Origin of the sequence: Paenibacillus phyllosphaerae, from assembly GCF_014192105.1 — a bacterium.
Lineage (GTDB): Bacteria > Bacillota > Bacilli > Paenibacillales > Paenibacillaceae > Paenibacillus_Z > Paenibacillus_Z phyllosphaerae.
The window spans coordinates 1-21,872 of the sequence record NZ_JACHXK010000040.1; the positions used below are offsets into that span (position 1 = coordinate 1).

Here is a 21,872-nt window from a genome sequence, read left to right on the forward strand (position 1 = left end):
CTCGCTCTCCGCCAGATAAGGCCCGTTGGTCAAGGGGTTAAGACACCTCCCTTTCACGGAGGTAACAGGGGTTCGAATCCCCTACGGGTCACCATTAAAAAAAGCACTTGCAATAACGACGGATGATATGTTATAATGATATTCGTTCGCTGTTGATGATATGGAGGCTTAGCTCAGCTGGGAGAGCATCTGCCTTACAAGCAGAGGGTCGGCGGTTCGATCCCGTCAGCCTCCACCATATAAGATTTGCTAATGACGCGGGGTGGAGCAGCCCGGTAGCTCGTCGGGCTCATAACCCGAAGGCCGCAGGTTCAAATCCTGCCCCCGCAACCAATTTTTTATCGCGGAGCCGTGGTGTAGAGGCCTAACATGCCTGCCTGTCACGCAGGAGACCGCGGGTTCGAATCCCGTCGGCTCCGCCATTTATGGCTCGGTAGCTCAGTTGGTAGAGCAGAGGACTGAAAATCCTCGTGTCGGCGGTTCGATTCCGTCCCGAGCCACCATTATAACTTTATATTTGCCGCTGTAGCTCAACTGGTAGAGCAACTGACTTGTAATCAGTAGGTTGGGGGTTCAAGTCCTCTCGGCGGCACCATCCATGGAGGATTAGCGAAGTGGCCAAACGCAGCAGACTGTAAATCTGTTCTCTGACGAGTTCGGTGGTTCGAATCCATCATCCTCCACCAGTTTTATAGGGGCATAGTTTAAAGGTAGAACAGCGGTCTCCAAAACCGTTAGTGTGGGTTCAATTCCTGCTGCCCCTGCCAATTAAGATTCATATGGCGGTCGTGGCGAAGTGGTTAACGCATCGGATTGTGATTCCGACATTCGGGGGTTCAATTCCCCTCGATCGCCCCATTGATTGTTGGGGATTAGCCAAGCGGTAAGGCAACGGACTTTGACTCCGTCATGCCAAGGTTCGAATCCTTGATCCCCAGCCATTTGTTTGCGGAAGTGGCTCAGCGGTAGAGCATCGCCTTGCCAAGGCGAGGGTCGCGGGTTCGATTCCCGTCTTCCGCTCCATCTTCATAAGGCGCCATAGCCAAGAGGTAAGGCAGAGCTCTGCAAAAGCTTTACCCCCAGTTCGAATCTGGGTGGCGCCTCCAATTTTATGTGCCGGTGTGGCGGAATGGCAGACGCGCGCGACTCAAAATCGTGAGGGAAACCGTGGAGGTTCGAGTCCTCTCACCGGCATTAAAAATCCGTAGTCTTTACGGAGAAATAAACGTCGATTACATTAGTGTAGTCGGCGTTTTTTTTGTTTTTACTACTATTGAATTCTCGCAGCCACATACGACCTTTGATCTGATCGATATCATTAGAAGACGCAGCTCCGGATTGTTGTCAAGGGATACGCGAGTTGCCTTAATTCTCGACGATTCTATGGTAGTAGGAATCCAAAGTCCATTGTTAAGAAAGCATCCTTAACAACGGGCTTTTTCTGCGTAAAGAGCACATCTGGGTAGTCAAATTCTCTGTAGGTACTGAAAGGCTAGTGCGCGGTCCGTCCAGGGGTCGGGGAGTACTGGTCCGAGGTCTAGGTTCAAATACCGTCCTCGGTCCGTTTTGAAAGGAAGCAAAATCACCTAAACTAAGTACATAAGCAAGCGATGAACAAAGCAGGGCACGAAGTCGTAATAACAGTAAGGAACACATGAAGAAGGCGGTGAACAAATATGAATGGTAAATCGGCTCTCGGCGCAGTTCTCGTTGCACTTGGCGGTTTGATGGTTCTGAAGTTTCTCGGCATTAACCTAGGATGGATTATCAGTCTACTAATGCCTTTCATCTTGATCGGTCTGGGGTTTGTAGGACTGAAGAACAACAGTAAGATCATTGGCAGCGTACTTGTAGCAGTCGGCGCGATTATGCTCCTCCCGCATCTGTTCGGCATCGTATCGCTGTTGCTCGCGATCGGCTTGATCGTATGGGGCGTATCGATGTTCAGAAACAAACGTCATGTCTAATCGATTAAGCTTGTATGTCCATTAGGTCACAGGAGGGGAATCCATGAGTATCATTAAACGAGTCCGGGATATCACGGTCGCCACGCTGAATGAAAGGCTGGAGAATGCGGAAGACCCGGTGAAGCTGATCGACCAGTTCCTTTGGTCGACGAGAGAAGAAATTATCGGTGCTGAGCGGCTGTACCAACAGTACTCCGCTCACGGAAACAACTTAAAGATCCAATGGCTGCAAGCCGAGCAGCAGAAGGAAAAGCGCGAGCAGCAAGCTTTAACGGCGCTCAAGGCTGGCGAAGAGCATATGGCGCGTATCGCTCTGCATGACAAAGCAGCGAGCGAAGAACGTGCGGTTCAGTACCGTGAGCTGTATGAGCAGTCGAGACAGAGCATTACGGATCTGGAAGAACAGCTGCGCGAGCTGCGCAGTGAATATCAAGCGGTGTACGACAAACGCGAGTATTACGCAGCACGCATGGAATCGCTCCGATTGCAGCAGCGCCTGAATGCAAGGTATGCAGGTAACGGTTTAGGCGGCCCGCAGAGCGGACAACAACCAGCTGGCATGTTCCGCCGCTTGGAAGACCGGATTAGCGATATGGAGCTTGAAGCGAAGAGCTTGCGCGACTTGCGCCGTGCCGGACAGGAATTCATCGTGGAAGCCGGTGGAGCATTGCAGTCCGTAATCGAACGCGAGATGGAGCAATTGAAACGTAAACTACAGCAGGAAGGATGGAAGTCGCAATGAAGAAACTGTACCGGTCGCGTCAAGATAAGAAGCTGTTCGGGCTTTGCGGGGGCATCGCCCAAATGCTGAATGTGGATGCGACACTGCTGCGGATTCTTCTGATTGTCATCACTGTATTCACAAGTGGCGCTATGATTTTGATCTACATCTTAGCCGGACTTGTGGTACCGAAGGAACCGCCGTTGTATAACGATTTTGGTCAAGGCGGCTATGGTTATGGCGGGGGCTATAACGGTGGCTATGGATCAGGTTACAAGCCTAACCAAGGGTTTGGCGGTCCTTACACGGGTCAAACGCCTCCACAGCCTGGACCTGGCGGGAATTTTGCCAACTGGAGCACTCAGCCGCAAGGACAGTCGGCTTCGAATTTGGATGCAGTGATGGATGATCTGGAGAAGAAAGCTTTGCGCAGAGAGATTGAAGAGCTGCGCGCTAAACTAGCCAAGTATGAGAAGGGAGAACTATAGAATGAACATTTTCAAACGGATGAAAGATATGACGAAGGCATCGGTGCATGAGCTGCTAGACAAGATTGAAGATCCAGTGGTGATGCTCAATCAATACTTAAGAGACATGGAGTCCGAAATCCATACGGCAGAAGTAACGGTTGCGAAACAAATGGCGAACGAGCGTCGCATGAAGCAGCGCCTGGACGAAGTTGTACGCAGCGCAGCAGACCGCGAAGCAAAGGCAGAGGCGGCTATCCGCTCCGGCCAAGAAGAGATGGCACGCAAGCTGTTGGAAGAGAAAATTTATTTTGACCAGAAAACAGGCGAGTATGCAGAGCTTCACGGTCAAGCCAAAGCGCAAGCGGAAGAGCTTATGCAGCAGCTGCACGGCATGAAAGACGAGTTCTACCAACTGCGCAACAAGCGCAATGAGCTCGCTGCTCGTGCACAAATGGCCAAAGCGAAGAAGCAAATGGCGCAAGTCACATCGGTCCACTCCATCGAAAGCGGCAGCGCATCGCGCGGCTTCAGCCGGATGGAAGAGAAGATCGTGCAATTGGAAGCGGAAGCGGATGTGCTCCGCTCGCCATACGGCGGATACGGCAGCAGCTCCTCTTCGGTAGGAACGGTCGATCTGTCGAAGAAGCTGCAAGTGGATGAACAGCTTCAAGCGCTGAAGGCAAAGCTGAACCCGCCAACAGCCGAATAAGCAGGAGCGATAGCTTCACTTATCTATAACAGCCGGTTGTACAGACACTTCGCGAGGGCGGGGTGTCTGTCGCCGTCTGTTCGGATATGTACATAGACGGATAAAGGAGAACTTACTTATGGCGGACGGACCGGCTGCTGACCGGAGGGGACACGAAGGTGGACCACCGCGCGGCCCGCATCAACGAGAGCCCAAAGGCGTAAATGTAGCAGAGACGATTATTTGGCTGCTCGTCATCTTGGGCCTGCTCGTGCTGGTGATGCAGGGAACTGGCTATATCAAGCTATTCCAGCTGCAAAGCAAGGCTGCGGCGATCGGACTTGGCGTTATTGCGGTGGCGCTTGCGGTGGCGGCGGCATACAGTTATTTGCAGGGTATTAAGCTTCGTGCGGCGATTGAACGATTGACTGAATTGCAGCGGCGGGGTAAAAATAAGCAACGGGTTACATTGCCAGATCCCGTGGAGGCAGGAGAAACGGCCATTCATTCCGAAGAAGATGATGTATGGACGGAACAGGTGCGTTTTACGGCGGTCATTGAGGAACGACAGCGATTGGCGCGTGAGCTGCATGACGCGGTTAGCCAACAGCTATTTGCGATATCGATGACGGCGACGGCTGTTAGTCGGACACTCGAGAAAGATTGGGAACGTGCCAAGCGCCAAGTGCAGCTTATTGAAGAGATGGCAGCCGTTGCACAGTCGGAGATGCGTGCCCTTCTCTTGCATCTTAGACCGGTCCACTTGGATGGCAAAAATCTCGCTCAGGCGCTCCAAGGTCTTGTGGATGAGTTGAAGCAAAAAGTGCCGATGGCCATTAAGCTAGAGCTCGATGAAACGATCCGGTGCGATACGGACACCGAGGATCACTTGTTCCGTATTGCTCAGGAGGCTTTGTCCAATACGCTCAGGCATTCCAAGGCGGATCAGATGGAGATTGTGCTGCAGCGGATTGACGGCTATGCTCATTTGATACTGAGCGATAACGGGGTCGGATTCGATCTTGAATCGAAGAAACAGACGTCCTACGGCTTGCTGACGATGGAAGAGCGCGTGACGGTACTTGGCGGATCACTCAGCTTGAATACTGCTCCAGGGCAAGGGGTACGGATTGATATTCGAGTACCATTAACAAGCTAGGGAAGGGAGGAATGCGGCGAATGGAGGCTATGGAACAGATGGAACCAATGGAACAACCGATTAAGGTACTGCTGGTGGATGACCATGAGATGGTGCGGATCGGACTTGCTGCAGTATTGAACACAGAAGAAGGCATAGAGGTTGTCGGGGAGGCCAGCAATGGGCTGGAAGGGATTCGTCTGGCAACGGCTTATCAGCCGGATGTGGTGTTGATGGATCTCGTCATGGAAGGCATGGACGGCGTTGAGACAACCCGCAAGTTGATGGAGCTCTATCCCGACTTGCGCATTATCGTATTGACCAGCTTCCTCGACGATAGCAAAATGTACCCGGTGATCGAGGCGGGCGCATTCAGCTACCTGCTCAAAACATCTCGGGCTACGGAGATTGCCGAAGCAATCCGGGCTGCTGCCCGCGGGCAATCCGTGTTGGAGCAGCAGGTTGCGGTGAAGATGATGAACCGCTTCCGTCAGCCGAAGGCAGAGCGTCAGCCGGCTTTGCATGAGCAGCTGACCGAACGAGAGATGGAAGTGCTGTTACGTTTGGCGCGGGGCATATCGAATCAGGAAATTGCAGAGGACTTGTTCATCGGCATTAAGACGGTAAAGTTCCACGTTACGAATATATTAGCGAAGCTGCATGTGGAAGATCGGACGCAAGCGGCGATCTATGCGCATAAACATGGGATAGCAGAATAATGACCAAGAGCTCCATCGGCAAAGGTACTTGCAATTATACGGCACATGGAAGGTCACGGCAGGTGGCCTTTTTGTCGTTGGGCGTGCCCAGAGGCACGCATCTTCTAGCTGGTGAAAGTCCAGCCGCGGGAGGGGCCAAGCCCCCGCGTAGCTTGGATTCTTGCGTATGGCGAAATCTGTGCGTAAAAGCGAATCGACCAAAGTACCTGTCGGAGACAGGGCGAGCAACATGCCAGGCCGTAACATGAAGTGAATCCTGCCGCGTCGTCAAAAAGGCCTCGCAAGAGGGAAAAGAGGAAGCCGAATCTCGTTAATGTGGATGAAGGCCAGGGAAGCTGCTTAGAACTTGGAGCGGTAGCGAAGAATCCTCCGGCGTACGGGGATCGGCATGGTATGAGAGAAGATGCAGTGAACTGGGGAGACCCTCCCCTGCACGGAAATTTTTTTTTTGAAACCGTAAAGAAGTGATCTATAAGCCCAAAAGGTGAAGTGATCAGCTTGCAGGAAGGGAGTCCGAGGGGCTCGTAGTACCGATGAACGCAGGACAACACAACCTGCGGGAGGAAAGGCGCCCTGCTTTGTTCATGTTTCTTAAGGAGGTACGAGTCAGTGAATGCCAAACGGCTAACGACACCAAATGAAAACGTTCAACAACTCCAAGAGAAACTAGGTCATGCGGCCAAGGAGAATAAGAAGCGCAGATTCCATGCGTTGTATGACAAGGTATACCGAAGAGATTTACTGTGGGAAGCATGGCGGCAGGTACGAGCAAACGGTGGGGCAGCTGGTGTGGACGAACAAACGCTGGCGGACATCGAGAAGCAAGGTGAGTTCCAGTTCATTGAAGAATGTTACCGCCTGTTAAAGGAAGGCAAGTACCATCCTTCACCCGTACGACGCAAGTACATCCCGAAGAAGGATGGAAAACAACGTCCACTAGGTATCCCGACCATTCGAGACCGGGTCATACAAATGGCAACGAAGCTTGTCATCGAACCAATCTTTGAAGCAGATTTCCAAGAAACCTCGTTTGGTTTTCGCCCGAAACGCAGTGCCAAGCAAGCGCTAGAACGCATACGAAAAGCATGCAACCGCAAAGGCAATTGGGTGGTCGACGTCGACATCCAAGGTTACTTCGACAACATTAATCAGGAGAAGTTAATGAAACTGATCGCAATGCGCATCAGTGATCGGCGAATCTTGAAGTTAATCTGGAAGTGGCTAGGTGCGGGTGTAATGGAGGAAGGAAGCGTAAGACGCTCGGATTTAGGCACGCCGCAAGGCGGAGTCATCTCGCCATTACTAGCAAACGTCTATCTGAACTATTTCGATCTTTTATGGGAACGACATGGTGGGCAGTTGGGGGAACTAACGCGATACGCGGATGATTTTGTGGTGGTATGCAAAACCAGAAAAGATGCGGAACGAGCCCATGAACTCATACGAGTGATTATGAAGCGTTTAGAGCTAACCCTTCATCCAACGAAGACCCGAATTGTGGGGTTATGGACAGGAGAAGAGGGCTTCGACTTTCTAGGCATGCACCATCGGAAGACAAAAGCAGAAACGTCTAACGGAAGGGTCTACTACACCACCCAGCAATGGCTAACGGTAAAAGCTGAAGAACGCATACGCGAGGTCGTGAAGGAACGCCTTGCACCGCCGAAAATGCGGCACTGTTCCTTTGAAGATCACGTCGCATGGTTGAATCCGAAGCTTCAAGGCTGGCGGAATTACTACTTCACCAAATACAGCCAAAAGAAGATGGCCAAGCTGGATTGGTACGTCATCCAGCGTTTCACAAGATGGTACGCGAAGAAGAGGCAACGAGCGAGATGGATGGGATCTCTGCGAGAAGTGAGACATTTGACACAGCTGCACGGATTAAAGACGCTCTTGTAATCTGCATGCACATGAAAGACGAACATCGGAAAGCCGTATGAGGGAAAACCTCACGTACGGTTTGATGAGGAGGGGCTGGGGAACCAGCCCTTTACTCTAGGGACGAAATCATGTGCATTAGACTGGTTTCGTCGCTTCCTCCAGTTCACGTAGGTAAGCATGGGCGTGCTCGTGGGTCGAACCGCACATCTCGAATGAGGCGCTCAGGCTGCCGCATACGTCCGGACGGTCGGGATGTCCGAAGAGGCGGCAGAGATTCGATTCCGTAAGCTGGACGCAGCGTACGCCGGCAGGCTTGCCTTCGGGCATATCGGGAATCGGGGATGAGATGGAGACGATGATGCAGCATGCAGCACAGCCAAGCCGGCATTCCATAGTTAGTTCCTCCGTATCGATAAGGTAGGTGAGCGGTAAGAATCAAAGGGTTAGAGGCGGGCTTGTCCGAACAAGGCGTTAAAGCGGCGGGTTATTCCGTCGGCATCATCTCTCTTGTATACCGCATATCGCGGCGCAAGCGATGGCTGAAGCCCCTCGGCGCCAGGGCCAAGAAGGACAGCTTCAATCTGCGTCAGGCTGCTCAGCAGTTTAAGATCACCTTCATCGCGCAGCAAGACGAATTTGGGATAGTGCGCTTGCTTGAAGCCTTCAACGAGCACGAGATCTATGTCAGTCATTCGGGTAAGGAGCGTATCGAGCGATGCAGCCTGGTTGTAAAGGACTGCGCTTCGGCTGGCGGAACTGATCGCTGTCACGTCGGCGCCGGCCTCCTGATGCTTCCATGTATCGGTCCCCGGCGTGTCCATCGTAAAATCATGCGCGTCATGTTTGACCGTACCAACGGTGAGATCTTGCGTTTTGAGGCGGCGAATCAGGGATTGGACAAGCGTAGTTTTGCCGCTGTTCTTATATCCGACGATTTGCAGCACGTACGGGTCGTTCGCTATCGACATGCGATGCACCCTCCTTGTAATGAAATATGGCTATTGTTGTAGTATAGCATAGTTGAAACGGGGAAGTTCGCGGACTAATCGGTTGGAGTGGTATAAGGCCATCTGGTACAATAAGGTTATTGGTTTGCGTTCATGGTCGCAAGAGCAGGAATGCAGCATTAACCGATCAATAAGGTTATTGGTTTGCGTTCCTGGTCGCAAGATCAGGAATGCAGCATTAACCGATCAATAAGGTTATTGGTTTGCTTAGATAGATTCAGCATATAGCGAAACAGATAAGCATGATGCAGGCCGGGAATGTGCTGCGTCGGCTTATTGGTTAGGTCGGAAGGAGACGCGAATGTGGAGCAGCTTCAAGGGGAGGGACGGTTCAACCGGCGTGCGATCTTGGTAGCGGAAGCGCAGCGCCGTATATTGGAAGGGTTGGAAGCCGGTAAGGTGGAGGTGGTTCCGCTCGCGCAAGCAAGAGGAAGGCTGCTCGGCAAGCGGCTTACCGCAACCTGCGACTGGCCTCCTTTTGTCCGGTCAGGGCTGGATGGGTACGCGGTCCGAAGCATAGATACGGTTGGTGCCGCACCGGATGCCCCCGTAACGCTCGAGGTTATCGGGCACATTGCTGCGGGAGAAGTGGCGAACGAGGCGATTCGGCCGGGCACCGCGATGCGGATAATGACCGGTGCAGCAGTCCCAGAAGGCGCGGACGCGGTCATTATGCTGGAGCAGACCCAAGAGGCGTCTGAGGGAGAGCATCACCTGGTCAAACTCAAACGCGACGCGGGAGCAGGGCAGAATGCGACGCCGATCGGCGTCGAGTACAAGGCGGGCAGTGTGGTTGCTGAAGCGGGAACCGTTCTGCGAAGCGGTCATATAGCGCTGCTCGCCACGTTCGGTTATGCAGAAGTGCCTGTTTATGCGAAACCGAAAGTCGCTATCCTGCCGACCGGTTTAGAGCTGCTGCCGGTGCATGCGCCGTTGCGGCCCGGACAGATTCGCGACAGTAACAGCGGGATGCTCGTAGCGCTCATTGAAGAAGCTGGCGGCATTCCCCTTCTGCACCCTAGACTGTGCGATGATCCGCAGATGGTGATGCAGGCGATTACTGAAGCGTCTGAAGAAGCGGATATCATCTTAACAACGGGCGGCGTGTCCGTCGGTGATTACGATGTGATGGCCGCGATTATGCGTGACATAAGAGCACGCAGTGGCGGGTACAAAGCGGATGAAGCGAACTTATCACGTACGGGACAAGCTGGTAATGAGCAAGAACCAACGCAGATAACGGATAGAGAGGGGAATGTCCTGCTGTTCGATAAAGTCGCCATGCGCCCGGGTAGCCCGACCTCCGCCGCGCTCATGAACGGAAAGCTGCTACTGGCGTTATCCGGTAATCCTGCGGCTTGCTTCGTTGGCTTCGAATTGTTCGGCAGACCTGCCATGAAACGTCTGCAAGGAACCGAAAGAATCGCCTCGTTGCCGCGGCAAACCACGGCCCGGCTCAAAAGCGGTTTCGATAAAGGAAGCCCGCACGAGCGATTCGTGCGCACCCGTCTGTATGTGGAGGAAGCGCAGCAATTCGCGGATCCGCTTGCTTTTAACAAATCGAGCATGATGGCGTCCCTGCCAGAGTCGGACGGACTTATTCGTATCCCTGCCGGGCCTTGCGGTGCCGAAGCAGGGGCATTGGTGGATGTAATTGTGCTTAATTAGCAGCGTTTCTCAGACCGTGCGATTCAGCATCAATCCTTTCCATAAGGAGAGACTGTCCGAGGAATAATGGTATTGGCGAAAATGAGTGGCAGCCGCGCTCGGGCGTAGCATATCGTAGAAGGGGCGGCTCGCAATATCTTCGAGGAACGAACCGATAAGGCGAGCTATCCCCTCGGGACCGCTCCACATGCGATTCGCGGTTACAGGATCTTGTGCGCAGAGCGATCGAAGCTGAGCCTCATTGACCTCCCATCTACGCTCGATCAGCGAAAAAGACAAGCCTGTCCGCCAGGAGGCGTACCGCTCGAGCGGCTCTTGAATGGACGAATACAGTTCAGGATGCAGCGATTGCTCTCCTGCTGCATAAACCGCTTGAAGCTTATTCACCTGCTCGATAACGGTATGTATGTGCTCGATCAGCTCGGCAGGATACGTTTCAGACTTACGCAGGGGCGACGTTCGCAGACGAGTAAGCGCGGAAGCGGATTTATAGAGGATTTGGCTCTGCTGCAGCCAAGCCCGGGCATGTTCGAGCGCTTGCTTCAGCGGGAGAATCGCATAGAGCGGCAGACCGCCGCCGTAGGGCTGTTGGTCGGGGTGGTCCACATAGGTATGCTTGGCGTATGGCGGAATCGGTTCAACACGGGTGACGGGGGTGCGCACCAGCCGGTTGACAGGATGGATACTCATAGCTGCACTCCTTCATAGTTGATGTCAGTGAGTTATACTAATCGTAGCTTATTTGCGTCATTTTGTATACATTACGTATCGTTCCTACCTATTAAATAGGGAGTCGACCTTCTTACGAAGCTAGACGGACAAGCCTTGCCCAAAGAGGTGGCCTATCCGAGGGAGGGATGTTATCGCAACCTCACGGACAGGCGCTACTAATCGGCCTGCTATTCGTCAGTTTAGAAGAGCAGGAAGAGGAAGGCGATTAAGGCCAAGTCGATGGCGAAGAATTCGCCCCATGGATTGTACGGACGATAGTAGGGCAGATACGGATCGTACGGATAGGCCTGCGTTTGCGCTTTTTCGTCGCTGGCTGCAGAGGCCGTTGCTTTTTTGGCGTTTTTCTTCTTTTTCGCGCCTTTGGCAGAAGCCGTTGCCTCTCTTGCTTGCTCTTCGACGACATTCACAGCTGTCTCGGGTTTGGTATGTGCGTTGAGGGTAATCTTGCCGCTTTTGCAATGCGACAAAATGCCGATATGCCGAGTACCTTCCTTCGTAACGATACAGACCGGCATGCCGCAAAACATATTGATACGCTCTTCGTGGAGCGGGTAAATAGGTTCCATTCTTAGATCAGCACCTCCTACGGTTCTGCAAGCAGTATATTCACCTACAGGCAGGGGCGTATGGTTATTTACCCAGTTCAGATCGAAAATTCTCAGGCGATCGCCTAATCCAAAGCGAAAGGGGTTGCTTAACGTGCAGACGACGATCACAAGCCGGCCAGCTCGAAGGCCTAAGAAAGGTAAACGCCCAGCAGGTGGCATTCTCCTCGCTCTGCTCGTCCTGCTCGCAGCAGGAGGCTGGGCAATGTGGCAGCAGTCGAGTGATCCGACCACAGCTTCGGATGTGAACGGATACGAGCTGCTCCATGATTTCGGTCAAGTCTGGTCATGGACGGACCCGGTGTTGGATGGAGGAGCCCAAATGGGACAGTGGTCTTTCCGCATGGATGGCCAGTGGACCAGAGGAAAAGCGGAGTGGGTGGCAGCCGCGCTTGGCGTCGAGCTGGCTTCAGAAGCGGATGGCCTTACCTACAGCGGTACGCGCATGAATGCAAATCCGGCTTACGAGCTCCAAATTTGGTATACGCCTACGATCAGCACGGCGGTCGTGGGAAACGCGGCGGCCACGGGAAGTCCGGTAGCGGCTGCGCTTACGGAGGACCATTCAACGGAGCAAGTCAATGCCGTCGTTCTGCTCCGGTTCGAATCAGGGATTGATATGCAGGCGATTGGCGATGCTGTTAGTGGAGTAGAGGAAGAAGCAAAGGCGCAGCAGCTGCTTTATGAGAGCGGATTTGCAGTAAGGGGGACAGCGAAGGCATCCGACAATCGAGCCGCATCGGAAGCGATTGTGAGGAAGGCATCCGCCATGGAGCGGGAGACGTATGATGACGGCCATACGAGAAGCGTGACGTACAGTACCCCTCAGCTGCATATCGGCGTTGACAGCGGAGGTGCTCGGGTGAATATTCAGATTGCGGAAGTGGACGGAGATGCGAATGCGGAGCCTGAAATCGTGGTTGGCGTGCCGCTTATAACAGGCGATTACCGAGCGGAGAATTAGGAATGTTTGGCTTTGCGATCAGATTTTTTTATGCGGCAATCAATAGCTTTATGACTCGTCAATATGCTAAACTACAATACATGATAAAAGGCCGAAAAAGGCTGAAACGATCAAAATACATAGGAAAGAATGAGGAATATGACCGACGTGAGCAAGCAGGAATCCATTGCCGCTGCGGGGGCGGTATACTATTTATTTGGCGCAACTGGCGATTTGGCGCGGCGGAAGCTTTTCCCGGCGCTGTTCAGCTTATATAAGGAAGGCAAGCTCGCGGAAGACTTTGCGGTCGTCGGGCTAGCGCGCAGACCACGCACGAATGAGCAGTTCCGAGAAGATGTCCATGAGTCAATCAAGGAGTTCTGCCGTTATAAGGTGGATGACGCGCTGTGGAGCAAGTTCGCTGAGCACTTTGTGTACATGCCGCTGGACATCAACAATGTAGAAGGTTTCCGTGAACTTAAGGGATTGACTGAGCAGCTTGATGCGAAATTCGGCATCCCAGGCAACCGCCTGTTCTATCTGGCACTCGCGCCGGATCTGTTCGGGCCCGTCTCGTTCAATCTTCGAGATGGCGGTCTGCTCGAGACGCAGGGCTGGAGCCGTCTTGTGATCGAGAAGCCATTCGGCTACGATCTGGAGTCCGCACGCAAGCTGAACAAGCAGCTGAATCAAGTGTTCCAAGAAGAGCAAATTTACCGCATTGACCACTACCTGGGCAAAGAGATGGTGCAGAACATTCAAGTGCTGCGCTTCTCCAATGCGTTCTTCGAGCCGCTCTGGAACAATAAGCATATTGCCAATGTCCAAATCACGCTGGCCGAGACGGTCGGCGTCGAAGAGCGCGGCGGTTATTACGATAAATCCGGCGCACTGCGCGATATGGTGCAGAATCATCTTCTGCAGATGCTGTCGATGATCGCCATGGAGCCGCCAAGCCGTCTGCATCCGGAAGATATCCGCGATGAGAAGGTCAAAGCGCTTCGTTCGCTGCGTCCTTTTGCAACGGATGAAGAAGTGGCGCGCAACGTTGTACGCGGCCAATACACGGCTGGAGCGCTTAAGGGCAAGGATCTTACCGGCTACCGCGAAGAGGATTCCGTCAATCCGGAGTCGAAGACGGAGACATACGTGGGCGCACGCGTATTCGTGGACAATTTCCGCTGGGCGGGCGTACCTTTCTACATCCGCACAGGCAAGCGCCTTCCGGTGAAGACGACCGAGGTTGTGATCGAATTCAAGAACGTGCCGGACAATGTCCTGTTCGCGAACCGTCATGATTTGTCGCCGAATCTGCTCGTCATCCGGGTTAACCCGATGGAAGGCATTTATATCAAAATCAATGCGAAGAAGCCCGGCGTTGACAATGTCATCCAGCCGGTGTCGATGGAATTCTGCCAAAGCTGCCAGATCGGCATCAATACGCCGGAAGCGTATGAGCGCTTGATCTATGACGCGGCGCGCGGCGAATCCACCTATTTCACCCGCTGGGACGAGGTTGCGCAGGCATGGGCATTCGTCGACCGGATGGCTCAAGCTTGGCGCGAAGACAACTCGGAGCTTCATACGTATGCTGCCGGTTCATGGGGACCTGCTCGCATGGATGAAATGCTGGAGGAGGATGGCTTCTTCTGGTGGCCGGTTAACGGTCAGGAAGAGGACAACGTCATCTGGATTTCGGGAAGCTCGAAATAAGCAGCGTTGGTTTGGACACCCGTGGGCGAGGAGAATGCGGATTGTGGAAGATCTATGATATATCGATGACGATTCAGCCGAATATGCCTGTCTTTAATCGTAATGAAGCCGGCCAGCCCGTCATTCGCAACGTAGCTAATCATGGCGAGACCGATGGGGTATACGAGTCGCGTCTGGACTTGAACCTGCATACCGGGACGCATGTGGATGCCCCGCTGCATATGGTGAAGGATGGCGCGACGATCGAGAAAATCGGACTTGAAGAGCTGGTCGGGACGGCGCGTGTCGTCGACTTGACCCACTGCCAGGCGTTCATTACGAAGGAAGATCTCGAGCAGCTTGGCTTGCAGCGCAACGAGTGGGTGCTGTTCAAGACGCGCAACTCCTATTCGGATGAGTTCGAGTTTGATTTTGTTTATTTGCGCGAGGACGGGACGCGCTACCTCGTCGATATTGGCGTGCGCGGGATTGGAACGGATGCGCTTGGCATTGAGCGCGCGCAGAAGGAATATCCAACGCATCGCACGTTATTCCGTAACAGTATTATTATCGTGGAGGGCCTCCGTCTTGCGGACGTGACGCCCGGCACGTATTTGATGGTTATTGCACCGCTGAAGCTCGCTGGCGTAGAAGCTGCACCGGCCAGGGCGCTTCTGCTCGGCAGCACGTAATTGAAGGGAATGTACCATGAGTAAACCGTTAGCAGAAGAATTAATAAAAGAAGTCGAGAAGCGGCGCACGTTCGCCATTATTTCTCACCCGGATGCGGGTAAAACGACGTTGACCGAGAAGCTGCTCCTGTTCGGGGGAGCGATTCGCGAAGCCGGATCGGTTAAAGCGCGTAAGGCAAGCCGCCACGCGACATCCGACTGGATGGAGATCGAGAAGCAGCGGGGGATCTCGGTTACTTCCTCTGTCATGCAGTTCGATTACAGCGGCCACCGGATCAATATTCTGGATACTCCTGGTCACCAGGACTTCAGTGAAGATACGTACCGTACGTTGACGGCTGCCGACAGCGCGGTCATGTTGATCGACGTTGCCAAAGGCGTCGAGGCGCAGACGATCAAGTTGTTCCAGGTGTGCAGTAAGCGTGGCATTCCGATCTTCACGTTCATCAACAAGCTGGATCGCGAAGGACAAAGCCCGTTCGACCTGATGGAAGAGCTGGAACGCGTCCTCGGTATCCGCTCGGTGCCGATGAACTGGCCGATCGGGATGGGCCGTGAATTATGCGGCGTATATGACCGGATCAAGAATCAGGTTGAATTGTTCAAGGGGAACGACCATTCGACGATTGAAGTACGTAAGGTGGAAGACTACCGCGATCCGATTATCCGCGAGATGGCTGGCGATTTCCTAGCGGATCAGCTCATTAACGAATTAGAGCTGCTCGACGTTGCGGGCGATCCGTTCGATCTGGACAAAATCGCTTCCGGCGAGCTCACGCCGATCTTCTTCGGCAGCGCCGTGAACAACTTCGGCGTGCAGACATTCCTGGAGAACTTCCTGGAGCTTGCTCCGCAGCCAACTTCCCGCGTGAGCACGGCAGGGCCGATCGAGCCGACGAGCGAGAAGTTCACCGGCTACGTCTTCAAGATTCAAGCGAACATGAACCCGGCTCACCGAGACCGCATTGCGTTCCTGCGTATCGTCTCCGGCCGGTTCGACCGCGGCATGAGCGTACGCCACGTCCGAGCAGGCAAAGATATTAAGTTGTCCCAACCGCAACAATTCTTGGCGCAAGACCGCGATATTATTGAATCGGCGTACCCGGGCGATATTATCGGTCTCTTCGATCCAGGTATCTTCCGGATCGGCGACTCGCTCGCCCAAGGCGGAGAGGTTATTTTCGACGAGCTGCCAACGTTCTCGCCGGAGCTGTTCGCCAAGGTAACGGTGAAGAATGCGCTCAAGCATAAGCAATACCAGAAGGGTATCGACCAGTTGACGGAAGAAGGAACCATTCAGGTGTTCCGGACGACAAGCTTCGACGATACCATTCTCGGCGTAGTCGGCCAGCTCCAGTTCGAGGTATTCGAATATCGGATGCGCGTCGAGTACGGCGTCGAAATTCAGCTGCAGCGGATGCCTTATCAATTCGCGCGCTGGATCGTCGACGAGAAGATCGACCCGTCGAAGTACCGGATCAACTCCGTGCTCGTGAAGGACAAGAAGGACAACTACGTCGCCTTGTTCGAGAACGAATACGCGATGCGTACGGCGATCGACAAGAACCCAACCTCCAAGTTCCTGGAGATGGCGCCTTAAAGGCAGACATAATAAAACGCACTTTCGTCCAGAGGGATGAAAGTGCGTTTTTGCGTTGGTGGAGAAGGGGCTAGCTTATATCTCTGTAAAAAGGTAAGCGTGTCCACAATGTGGACGTCAAGCGAGAGTCAGCACTTTAGCTGCAATATGCACGATCGCATCAGGTCTACTCCCAAGGCATAACAGCCGCGAACGAAGCTCGAACGCAGAGCTTTGTCCAAGCTGATCGTTGCATGACTAATAGGCAACTATCAGCCGGACAAAAGCGGTCCAACGCCGAAAGGACACATCGAAGACGGCCGCGTACCGAAACACGCCACTTACGGGTGTCCAGAGGGCGGTTGCCCTCTGGTTCTCCTCCGATGGAGGGGGAAGGGGGAGGCGAAGTAAAGGTGTTAAGAGGGTCGATAGCCCTTTGTTCCCCGGCGGAGGGGAAGGGGGCTTGGGGGAAACTATACCCCCAATGCCCCGAGCAGCGGCTCATATACCCCATGCAGGAGCAGATACAAGATCGCCCCTAATCCTGCTCCGACCAAGGAACCGTTGATGCGGATTCGGCTGAGATCCTCGCCGACTTTGTCCTCGATGAAGGCAATGAGGCGCTCCTCCGTAAAGGTGTTAAGCGTATCGCGCACGATCTGACCGATCAGGTGGTGCTCGGAGTCGACCAACTTGTTCAGCAGCGATTTGATATAACCCTCTACCCATTCCTTCTTCTGAGCGTCCTCTTTGAACTCGGCCCAGAAGCGCTCGGCGAACTGTTCGGTCCATTCCCGCAGCGCGCGGAATGCGGTCGAAGGTACATCTTCAGGAAGCGCAAGCCATTGCTTGGCGACAGCCTCGCGGTTCTTCTCCTCATCTAGCGTTTCCAACTCTTCGTCGAGTTTCTGTTTGACGGAACCGAGAATGGCTTCTATGGATGGGGCGAAGGAGAGGCGAGATAGCACGTCATCCTTCCACTGCGCCAAGCTGGCGGACAGCGTGCCCTGCGCATTCAGATCATCTGCCAGTTCCCCGAGCATGCGCAGCAGAAGCGTACGCAGCTCATGGTCGTGACGCTTCAGGTCTTCGACGAAGTTTTGAATATCTTTATGTATCGCATCTGCGGCATCATTTAAGTTCAAGGCGTCGGATTCTTCGGCGAAGATGAACGCCGCTTTCTTCAGAAACTTCGCGAACGTGCCGCCCTCATTCAGCTGCTTATCTTTCTCTTCCTCAAGGATCTTCAAGATGGCGGCTCTCATCTCCGGTGAGGCGACCAGGTTGGACGCTTCATTAACGAGCTTGTTGAGCAGGAGATGGATATTCCCATGCGACAGCAGCCAGCGCAAGCCTTTGCCCGCGTAGGGGGTAATGTCGGTCCGCTCGAGCAATTGCTTAAGCTTCTGATCCCAAGAGAGCGCGGCCCCGTTGAAGTCCAGTTGGGCCATCAATCCCGCTAACCACTTCCAGCTTCGGCGGGCAAGCATGCCTGGCGGGAAGCGGGAGTCGACCCACGAGATCGCGATATCGACGAGCGGTGCTTGAGCCAGCTTCTCCTTAAGCGTCTCCGGTGGCAGCAGCTGCGTCTCGACCATCGTAACGACGCCATCGATCAGCTTCGCCCGGTTGCGTGGGACGATTGCCGTGTGTTTGCCTGGGATCCCCAGCGGGTGACGGAACAATGCGGTCACTGCATACCAATCCGCCAATCCGCCGACAAGTCCGGCTTCGGCCATATAGAACAGCAACTCAGACCACCAATGGTCCGGGTAGAAATAGCGCAGCACCGCTGCAAGGACAAACACGAGGGCGACAGCGGCCAAGATAACGTTAGCTCTTCGTTTGTTCGTCATACTGCCGCTCACCTCCCAATCCAGAATGTCGCCAAATACAGCACGACACCGATCAGTCCGCCGACGAGCGTTCCGTTCAGGCGGATGAATTGGAGATCATGGCCCGCTTTGTCATGGACGAACCGAATCAGCTCATCCTCGGAAAACTGCTGCAAGCCGTCGCGAACCAGCTTGCCGATCGCATCATGCTTGCGTTCAATGCCGCGCATAGCCGCTTGCTTCACCATGCGGTCCAAGCCTTGAAGCGCCGTCTGATCCGTGCTCAGCCGGTTCACGACTCCGCCGATCGTCCGCTCGAGCCAAGACGTAATCCGGGAGACGATCCCATCGGATTGCTCGGTGGGCTTAAGATTGTGCAGCCACTCCTCGAGCATCACTCCAAGATCCAGATGCTCGCGTGTTAGTTCGATCAGTTGGTCTTTCATCGTTTCGACACGCTGGCGGGTCTCTTCGTCGGTGCGCAGACGCTCTACATAATCGACGATCCAGGCTTTCAATCGCAGACGTCTTGGATTATCGGGGCGGAGCAGCTGCTGTAAGGCGAGTGCCAGCTTCATCTGTACGACATGGCTCATGCTACCGGGGTTAATGCCGGCGACCGCGTTGACGAATTTGCGGTTATTGCGTCCTTGCTCATAGCTTTCCAGAGCCGATGCAATCAGCTGCTCCATGGCACTGCGAAGCTCATTGGTCTTGACCAGGCGGATCGCTTCTTTAATCAGAAAATCGATAACCTTGTCATCATAGCCGTTGCTAATCGTCCACTCCCCAATATCTGCGAGCAGATCCGAAGCCTCGAACGCACGGGCATGATCGAGCACGAATCGCTGGACAGTGCGCGCCAGTTCGCCAAGGTCCGCCCCCTCGAGCACTTCGGAGGCAAAACGCCGCAGCAGAAGCGACACGTCGGCTTGGCCGCCATGCTTGATCAGGTACGTCTGCAGCATGACCGCAACATCATAACTGTCGAGTTTCTTCTGAATGCTCGGCAGCGACAGCAGCTCGTGCTGCACCATATGGACGATTTCGTTGATCAGCCGGTCGCGATTGCGCGCAATAATCCGCGTCCCCATGAAGCGGGGCCAAGGGATGCCGAGCGGCTGGCGGAAAAGCGCGCTGACGGCGAATGTATCGGCTAACCCGCCGATCGTCGCCGCGCTTAAGCCGGAGAAGCATAGGCCGCCCAGGAACGTGTGTTGAAAGGGGAAGGCGGCCAGCGTCCCGATGAACGAAAGCGTTAGCGCGGAGTCTGCGTAACGTTTGACATTTGCTTTTTTCATAATCGGATAGCTCCTTGCCAAGTCTTGCCTTATCGTCTGCATTATTGGTAGTAATTAAACAAGCTGGCGTCTGTTCATAACAGATACCAGCTCGCGGGAGTAATGCTCAGTTATTGCTCATCTTGCCGGTCGCGCCCCATCAGCTGCTCCATATGCCGGTGACGGTCGATCTCTTGCAGAATATCCTGCTCGATACGTTCGTTGTAGCTGCGGATCATGCCCGGGAGGAGGAACAGATCGACGACAATCCAGATGAATAACGCGATAGCAGGAAGGACGAACAGAATGACCGATAGGATGACTAAGGTCTCGTTGCTTGTCTCGCTAGCGATCGCCATGACAAAGTAGAAGATCGTCGCCACCAGGAACAAGGCCAGCTGAGCCGCGCCGGTGCCGGGACGTTTGAGATAAAACCGATGGATGCCAAGATGGCCGCCGAGCAGCATGAGATAGCTGAGGGCAGTCGACTTCTCGGCCGATTTCAATTCGGACTTGAGAATCATCAGCTCTTGCAAGGATAGCTCCTGCTTCGTTCTTGTCATCGCAGGGCCTATCGGCTCATCGCATTGTGAAAATGCTTCTGATTGAGGATCTCGCTCATAATGCGGTCTTCGACGTTACGGTTATGCTCTTTGACCCACGTGTGCAGCAGGAAGGCATCGACAAGCAGCCATACGAGGGTAACGAACGCTCCTATGACGGTTAGTGTAAGGATCAGCTGCGTGACAGCCGTGCCCGTCTTCTTCATATAGAAACGGTGGCCGCCGAACACCCCAAGGAAGTACCAGAGAATATAGGCTACGATCATGTTCTTGCCCTGGTTCTTCACTTCTTGCTCGAGGATCAGCAGCTCTCGGGCATCCAGCTGACTCTTCTGGGCAATGTTGTAATTCATGCGTCTAATCGACTCCTTATGACAAAATAACGTCCGTATAGCGTACCTAGTATATAAGAAGCGTTTTGTTTGTACAACCATTATTTTCAAGTAAAAGACTGGAAACGAAGGAACGGGTTCGACAACCTTTTCGGTTGACAGCCTATTCCATTTCGTGAGAAAATGTACGCGCGTACAGTAAACGTATTCATACCTATACTACGGACAAACGAAGAATAGTTTCCCTGAAATTTATTCCACCACGATGGAGGAAAGACCTATTAGCAGAAAAGAAGTGGCCAGACTCGCCGGCGTGTCTGAAGCGACCGTGTCCCGGGTGCTCAACGGCGTCGGGCCGATCAAGGAAGAGACGCGGCAGCGAGTACTGGAGGCGGCGGCCGCGCTGCATTACGTGCCAAGCGCCATCGCGCAGCAATTCGCCAGACGAAGAAGCGGTAATCTGGGCATCATCCTTCCGCTGCTGCCGAAGGTGAACCTGTTCGCAACTCATTACTTCTCCGAGTTGCTCAGCGGGATCGGGGCAACGGCCAAGCAGGAAGGTTATGATCTGCTGCTGTTCTTCCAAGGCCATGACGAGCCGAGGCATTACGACCGGTTGTTCCAGGCACAGAAGATCGATGCCTGCATCATACTCGGCGCCCAGGATGTCCCCGCGGAGCGCGAGGCGCTAAAGGAGCTGCATGCGGCAAGCCGAGCCTTCTGCCTGATTAGCCAGCGGTACGAGGATGAGCCATACAACACGGTAGACGCCGATCATGCTTCTGGCGTACGGGCAGCAGTCAAGCATCTATTGGAGAAGGGTTATGAGCGTATAGGGTTGCTTAACGGACCTTCAGTGTATTCCAACTCCCGGGACCGGCTGGAGGGATTCCGACAAGCATTGGCGGAGCAGCAGCTTGCTGCCTCAGATGCTCCGGTGCTCATCGGCAATTACAGCCGGAAGAGCGGATACAGCCATGCCGATCAAGTGGCAATGCTTATTCGCAAGGGCGAGTTGGATGCAATCGTCGCAGGCAGCGACCGAATGGCGATCGGGTTGCTGCAAGGCTTGAAGGAGCACGGTCTAACGGCCGGCATCCACTATGGACTGGTCGGTTGCGACGATTCCGAAGGGTCTCGTTTAACGGATCCAGCGCTTACGTCGCTCACGGTACCTTTCTACGAAGCGGGTTCTGAAGCGGCTGCGCGCCTGCTGACTTCCGCCTCCGACGAAGAAGCCGAATCTGGTTTCCAGCTCAAGCTGCCCGTTCAACTCGTCGTCCGCGGTTCATCAGCTGTCAGACCGCTTTAACGGCAAGTATTCGTTCATGCTAGACAAATCGATGTTCATAACCGA

The 21,872-nt window shown here is 54.0% G+C and carries 21 protein-coding genes and 13 tRNA genes; 26 read left to right on the forward strand and 8 right to left on the reverse strand.

Translation table 11 applies throughout. The annotated features are described in order from the left end of the window. The first annotated feature begins 19 nt into the window (after positions 1-19). The 20 genes from FHS18_RS33370 (at position 20) to ltrA (ending at position 7,605) form a co-directional block, all read left to right on the forward strand. A tRNA-Glu gene (locus tag FHS18_RS33370) sits at positions 20-94 on the forward strand. Positions 95-162: 68 nt separating this feature from the next. Continuing rightward, positions 163-238, forward strand: a tRNA-Val gene (locus FHS18_RS33375). An 18-nt stretch (positions 239-256) separates the two neighbouring features. Then, positions 257-333 (forward strand) — tRNA-Met (locus FHS18_RS33380). A gap of 12 nt (positions 334-345) precedes the next feature. Then, a tRNA-Asp gene (locus tag FHS18_RS33385) sits at positions 346-422 on the forward strand. A 5-nt stretch (positions 423-427) separates the two neighbouring features. After that, a tRNA-Phe gene (locus FHS18_RS33390) sits at positions 428-503 on the forward strand. Between the two features lie 16 nt (positions 504-519). Next, positions 520-595, forward strand: a tRNA-Thr gene (locus tag FHS18_RS33395). 5 nt (positions 596-600) lie between these two features. Then, positions 601-686, forward strand: a tRNA-Tyr gene (locus FHS18_RS33400). A gap of 7 nt (positions 687-693) precedes the next feature. After that, positions 694-767: transfer RNA gene (locus FHS18_RS33405), tRNA-Trp, on the forward strand. 15 nt (positions 768-782) lie between these two features. Beyond that, a tRNA-His gene (locus FHS18_RS33410) sits at positions 783-858 on the forward strand. 8 nt (positions 859-866) lie between these two features. Next, positions 867-941 (forward strand) — tRNA-Gln (locus FHS18_RS33415). Positions 942-948: 7 nt separating this feature from the next. Beyond that, positions 949-1,023, forward strand: a tRNA-Gly gene (locus FHS18_RS33420). Between the two features lie 9 nt (positions 1,024-1,032). After that, positions 1,033-1,106, forward strand: a tRNA-Cys gene (locus FHS18_RS33425). 9 nt (positions 1,107-1,115) lie between these two features. Next, positions 1,116-1,194, forward strand: a tRNA-Leu gene (locus tag FHS18_RS33430). A gap of 482 nt (positions 1,195-1,676) precedes the next feature. Continuing rightward, the gene (locus FHS18_RS33435; RefSeq protein WP_183604713.1) at positions 1,677-1,967 is read left to right on the forward strand and encodes a LiaF transmembrane domain-containing protein; all 291 of its coding nucleotides are present in this window, start codon (positions 1,677-1,679) and stop codon (positions 1,965-1,967) included. 43 nt (positions 1,968-2,010) lie between these two features. Beyond that, a complete protein-coding gene (locus FHS18_RS33440; protein ID WP_183604714.1) occupies positions 2,011-2,709 on the forward strand; it encodes a PspA/IM30 family protein in 699 nt (232 codons plus the stop codon). After that, a complete protein-coding gene (locus FHS18_RS33445; RefSeq protein WP_183604715.1) occupies positions 2,706-3,176 on the forward strand; it encodes a PspC domain-containing protein in 471 nt (156 codons plus the stop codon). Before FHS18_RS33440 ends, FHS18_RS33445 begins: the two co-directional genes overlap by 4 nt. A gap of 1 nt (position 3,177) precedes the next feature. After that, on the forward strand, positions 3,178-3,867 hold the full coding sequence (locus FHS18_RS33450) for a PspA/IM30 family protein (RefSeq protein ID WP_183604716.1): 690 nt from the start codon (positions 3,178-3,180) through the stop codon (positions 3,865-3,867). 118 nt (positions 3,868-3,985) lie between these two features. Next, positions 3,986-5,005 carry a sensor histidine kinase gene (locus tag FHS18_RS33455; protein ID WP_183604717.1) on the forward strand — a complete coding sequence of 340 codons (1,020 nt, stop codon included), beginning with the start codon at positions 3,986-3,988 and terminating at the stop codon, positions 5,003-5,005. A gap of 47 nt (positions 5,006-5,052) precedes the next feature. Beyond that, entirely contained in the window at positions 5,053-5,703 is a 651-nt protein-coding gene (locus FHS18_RS33460; RefSeq protein ID WP_183604740.1) for a response regulator, read from the forward strand. Between the two features lie 609 nt (positions 5,704-6,312). After that, positions 6,313-7,605 carry a group II intron reverse transcriptase/maturase gene (gene ltrA, locus FHS18_RS33465; protein WP_183604718.1) on the forward strand — a complete coding sequence of 431 codons (1,293 nt, stop codon included), beginning with the start codon at positions 6,313-6,315 and terminating at the stop codon, positions 7,603-7,605. A gap of 117 nt (positions 7,606-7,722) precedes the next feature. On the opposite strand, the gene FHS18_RS33470 is transcribed toward ltrA, so the two are convergent. Further along, positions 7,723-7,980 (reverse strand): YkgJ family cysteine cluster protein, encoded by a 258-nt coding sequence (locus FHS18_RS33470; protein ID WP_183604719.1) that lies wholly within the window; start codon positions 7,978-7,980, stop codon positions 7,723-7,725. A 50-nt stretch (positions 7,981-8,030) separates the two neighbouring features. Further along, positions 8,031-8,555: a molybdopterin-guanine dinucleotide biosynthesis protein B gene (gene mobB, locus FHS18_RS33475; RefSeq protein WP_183604720.1), complete on the reverse strand. Its 525-nt coding sequence runs from the start codon at positions 8,553-8,555 to the stop codon at positions 8,031-8,033. 342 nt (positions 8,556-8,897) lie between these two features. On the opposite strand from mobB, the gene FHS18_RS33480 reads away from it, so the two are divergent. Then, positions 8,898-10,262, forward strand: coding sequence for a molybdopterin molybdotransferase MoeA (locus tag FHS18_RS33480; protein WP_343060786.1), 1,365 nt, complete (start codon positions 8,898-8,900; stop codon positions 10,260-10,262). 9 nt (positions 10,263-10,271) lie between these two features. Here FHS18_RS33480 and FHS18_RS33485 read toward each other — a convergent pair whose 3' ends face one another. Both FHS18_RS33485 and FHS18_RS33490 read right to left on the reverse strand, forming a co-directional pair. After that, positions 10,272-10,952, reverse strand: a complete 681-nt coding sequence (locus tag FHS18_RS33485) for a hypothetical protein (protein ID WP_183604722.1) — start codon at positions 10,950-10,952, stop codon at positions 10,272-10,274. Positions 10,953-11,173: 221 nt separating this feature from the next. Continuing rightward, positions 11,174-11,560: a hypothetical protein gene (locus FHS18_RS33490; protein WP_183604723.1), complete on the reverse strand. Its 387-nt coding sequence runs from the start codon at positions 11,558-11,560 to the stop codon at positions 11,174-11,176. A 133-nt stretch (positions 11,561-11,693) separates the two neighbouring features. On the opposite strand from FHS18_RS33490, the gene FHS18_RS35300 reads away from it, so the two are divergent. The 4 genes from FHS18_RS35300 to FHS18_RS33510 all read left to right on the forward strand — a co-directional run bounded on the left by FHS18_RS35300 (position 11,694) and on the right by FHS18_RS33510 (position 16,526). Further along, a complete protein-coding gene (locus FHS18_RS35300; protein ID WP_183604724.1) occupies positions 11,694-12,563 on the forward strand; it encodes a YwmB family TATA-box binding protein in 870 nt (289 codons plus the stop codon). A gap of 138 nt (positions 12,564-12,701) precedes the next feature. Further along, a complete protein-coding gene (gene zwf, locus FHS18_RS33500) occupies positions 12,702-14,255 on the forward strand; it encodes a glucose-6-phosphate dehydrogenase (RefSeq protein ID WP_183604725.1) in 1,554 nt (517 codons plus the stop codon). Between the two features lie 41 nt (positions 14,256-14,296). Beyond that, on the forward strand, positions 14,297-14,926 hold the full coding sequence (locus FHS18_RS33505; RefSeq protein ID WP_183604726.1) for a cyclase family protein: 630 nt from the start codon (positions 14,297-14,299) through the stop codon (positions 14,924-14,926). A gap of 16 nt (positions 14,927-14,942) precedes the next feature. Continuing rightward, positions 14,943-16,526, forward strand: a complete 1,584-nt coding sequence (locus FHS18_RS33510; RefSeq protein WP_183604727.1) for a peptide chain release factor 3 — start codon at positions 14,943-14,945, stop codon at positions 16,524-16,526. A 452-nt stretch (positions 16,527-16,978) separates the two neighbouring features. Here the strand turns inward: FHS18_RS33510 and FHS18_RS33515 are convergent, their stop codons facing one another. From FHS18_RS33515 to FHS18_RS33530, 4 genes are all read right to left on the reverse strand, one after another. Next, positions 16,979-18,361 carry a DUF445 domain-containing protein gene (locus FHS18_RS33515; RefSeq protein ID WP_183604728.1) on the reverse strand — a complete coding sequence of 461 codons (1,383 nt, stop codon included), beginning with the start codon at positions 18,359-18,361 and terminating at the stop codon, positions 16,979-16,981. 8 nt (positions 18,362-18,369) lie between these two features. Beyond that, complete coding sequence (locus tag FHS18_RS33520) at positions 18,370-19,641, reverse strand: DUF445 domain-containing protein (protein WP_183604729.1); 1,272 nt, start codon at positions 19,639-19,641, stop codon at positions 18,370-18,372. 110 nt (positions 19,642-19,751) lie between these two features. Next, positions 19,752-20,183 (reverse strand): TM2 domain-containing protein, encoded by a 432-nt coding sequence (locus FHS18_RS33525; protein WP_183604730.1) that lies wholly within the window; start codon positions 20,181-20,183, stop codon positions 19,752-19,754. Positions 20,184-20,191: 8 nt separating this feature from the next. After that, entirely contained in the window at positions 20,192-20,536 is a 345-nt protein-coding gene (locus FHS18_RS33530; RefSeq protein WP_183604731.1) for a TM2 domain-containing protein, read from the reverse strand. Positions 20,537-20,810: 274 nt separating this feature from the next. Between FHS18_RS33530 and FHS18_RS33535 the strand changes: the two genes are divergently transcribed. Beyond that, the gene (locus tag FHS18_RS33535; RefSeq protein WP_343060790.1) at positions 20,811-21,827 is read left to right on the forward strand and encodes a LacI family DNA-binding transcriptional regulator; all 1,017 of its coding nucleotides are present in this window, start codon (positions 20,811-20,813) and stop codon (positions 21,825-21,827) included. The last annotated feature ends 45 nt before the right edge of the window (positions 21,828-21,872 follow it).

Excerpts from the sequence above, each read along its gene's own strand:
- FHS18_RS33435 (WP_183604713.1), top strand. The coding sequence starts at position 1,677 with ATGAATGGTAAATCGGCTCTCGGCGCAGTTCTCGTTGCACTTGGCGGT.
- FHS18_RS33440 (WP_183604714.1), top strand. The coding sequence starts at position 2,011 with ATGAGTATCATTAAACGAGTCCGGGATATCACGGTCGCCACGCTGAAT.
- FHS18_RS33445 (WP_183604715.1), top strand. The coding sequence starts at position 2,706 with ATGAAGAAACTGTACCGGTCGCGTCAAGATAAGAAGCTGTTCGGGCTT.
- FHS18_RS33450 (WP_183604716.1), top strand. The coding sequence starts at position 3,178 with ATGAACATTTTCAAACGGATGAAAGATATGACGAAGGCATCGGTGCAT.
- FHS18_RS33455 (WP_183604717.1), top strand. The coding sequence starts at position 3,986 with ATGGCGGACGGACCGGCTGCTGACCGGAGGGGACACGAAGGTGGACCA.
- FHS18_RS33460 (WP_183604740.1), top strand. The coding sequence starts at position 5,053 with ATGGAACAACCGATTAAGGTACTGCTGGTGGATGACCATGAGATGGTG.
- FHS18_RS33470 (WP_183604719.1), bottom strand. The coding sequence starts at position 7,980 with ATGGAATGCCGGCTTGGCTGTGCTGCATGCTGCATCATCGTCTCCATC.
- mobB (WP_183604720.1), bottom strand. The coding sequence starts at position 8,555 with ATGTCGATAGCGAACGACCCGTACGTGCTGCAAATCGTCGGATATAAG.
- FHS18_RS33485 (WP_183604722.1), bottom strand. The coding sequence starts at position 10,952 with ATGAGTATCCATCCTGTCAACCGGCTGGTGCGCACCCCCGTCACCCGT.
- FHS18_RS33490 (WP_183604723.1), bottom strand. The coding sequence starts at position 11,560 with ATGGAACCTATTTACCCGCTCCACGAAGAGCGTATCAATATGTTTTGC.
- zwf (WP_183604725.1), top strand. The coding sequence starts at position 12,702 with ATGACCGACGTGAGCAAGCAGGAATCCATTGCCGCTGCGGGGGCGGTA.
- FHS18_RS33510 (WP_183604727.1), top strand. The coding sequence starts at position 14,943 with ATGAGTAAACCGTTAGCAGAAGAATTAATAAAAGAAGTCGAGAAGCGG.
- FHS18_RS33515 (WP_183604728.1), bottom strand. The coding sequence starts at position 18,361 with ATGACGAACAAACGAAGAGCTAACGTTATCTTGGCCGCTGTCGCCCTC.
- FHS18_RS33520 (WP_183604729.1), bottom strand. The coding sequence starts at position 19,641 with ATGAAAAAAGCAAATGTCAAACGTTACGCAGACTCCGCGCTAACGCTT.
- FHS18_RS33525 (WP_183604730.1), bottom strand. The coding sequence starts at position 20,183 with ATGACAAGAACGAAGCAGGAGCTATCCTTGCAAGAGCTGATGATTCTC.
- FHS18_RS33530 (WP_183604731.1), bottom strand. The coding sequence starts at position 20,536 with ATGAATTACAACATTGCCCAGAAGAGTCAGCTGGATGCCCGAGAGCTG.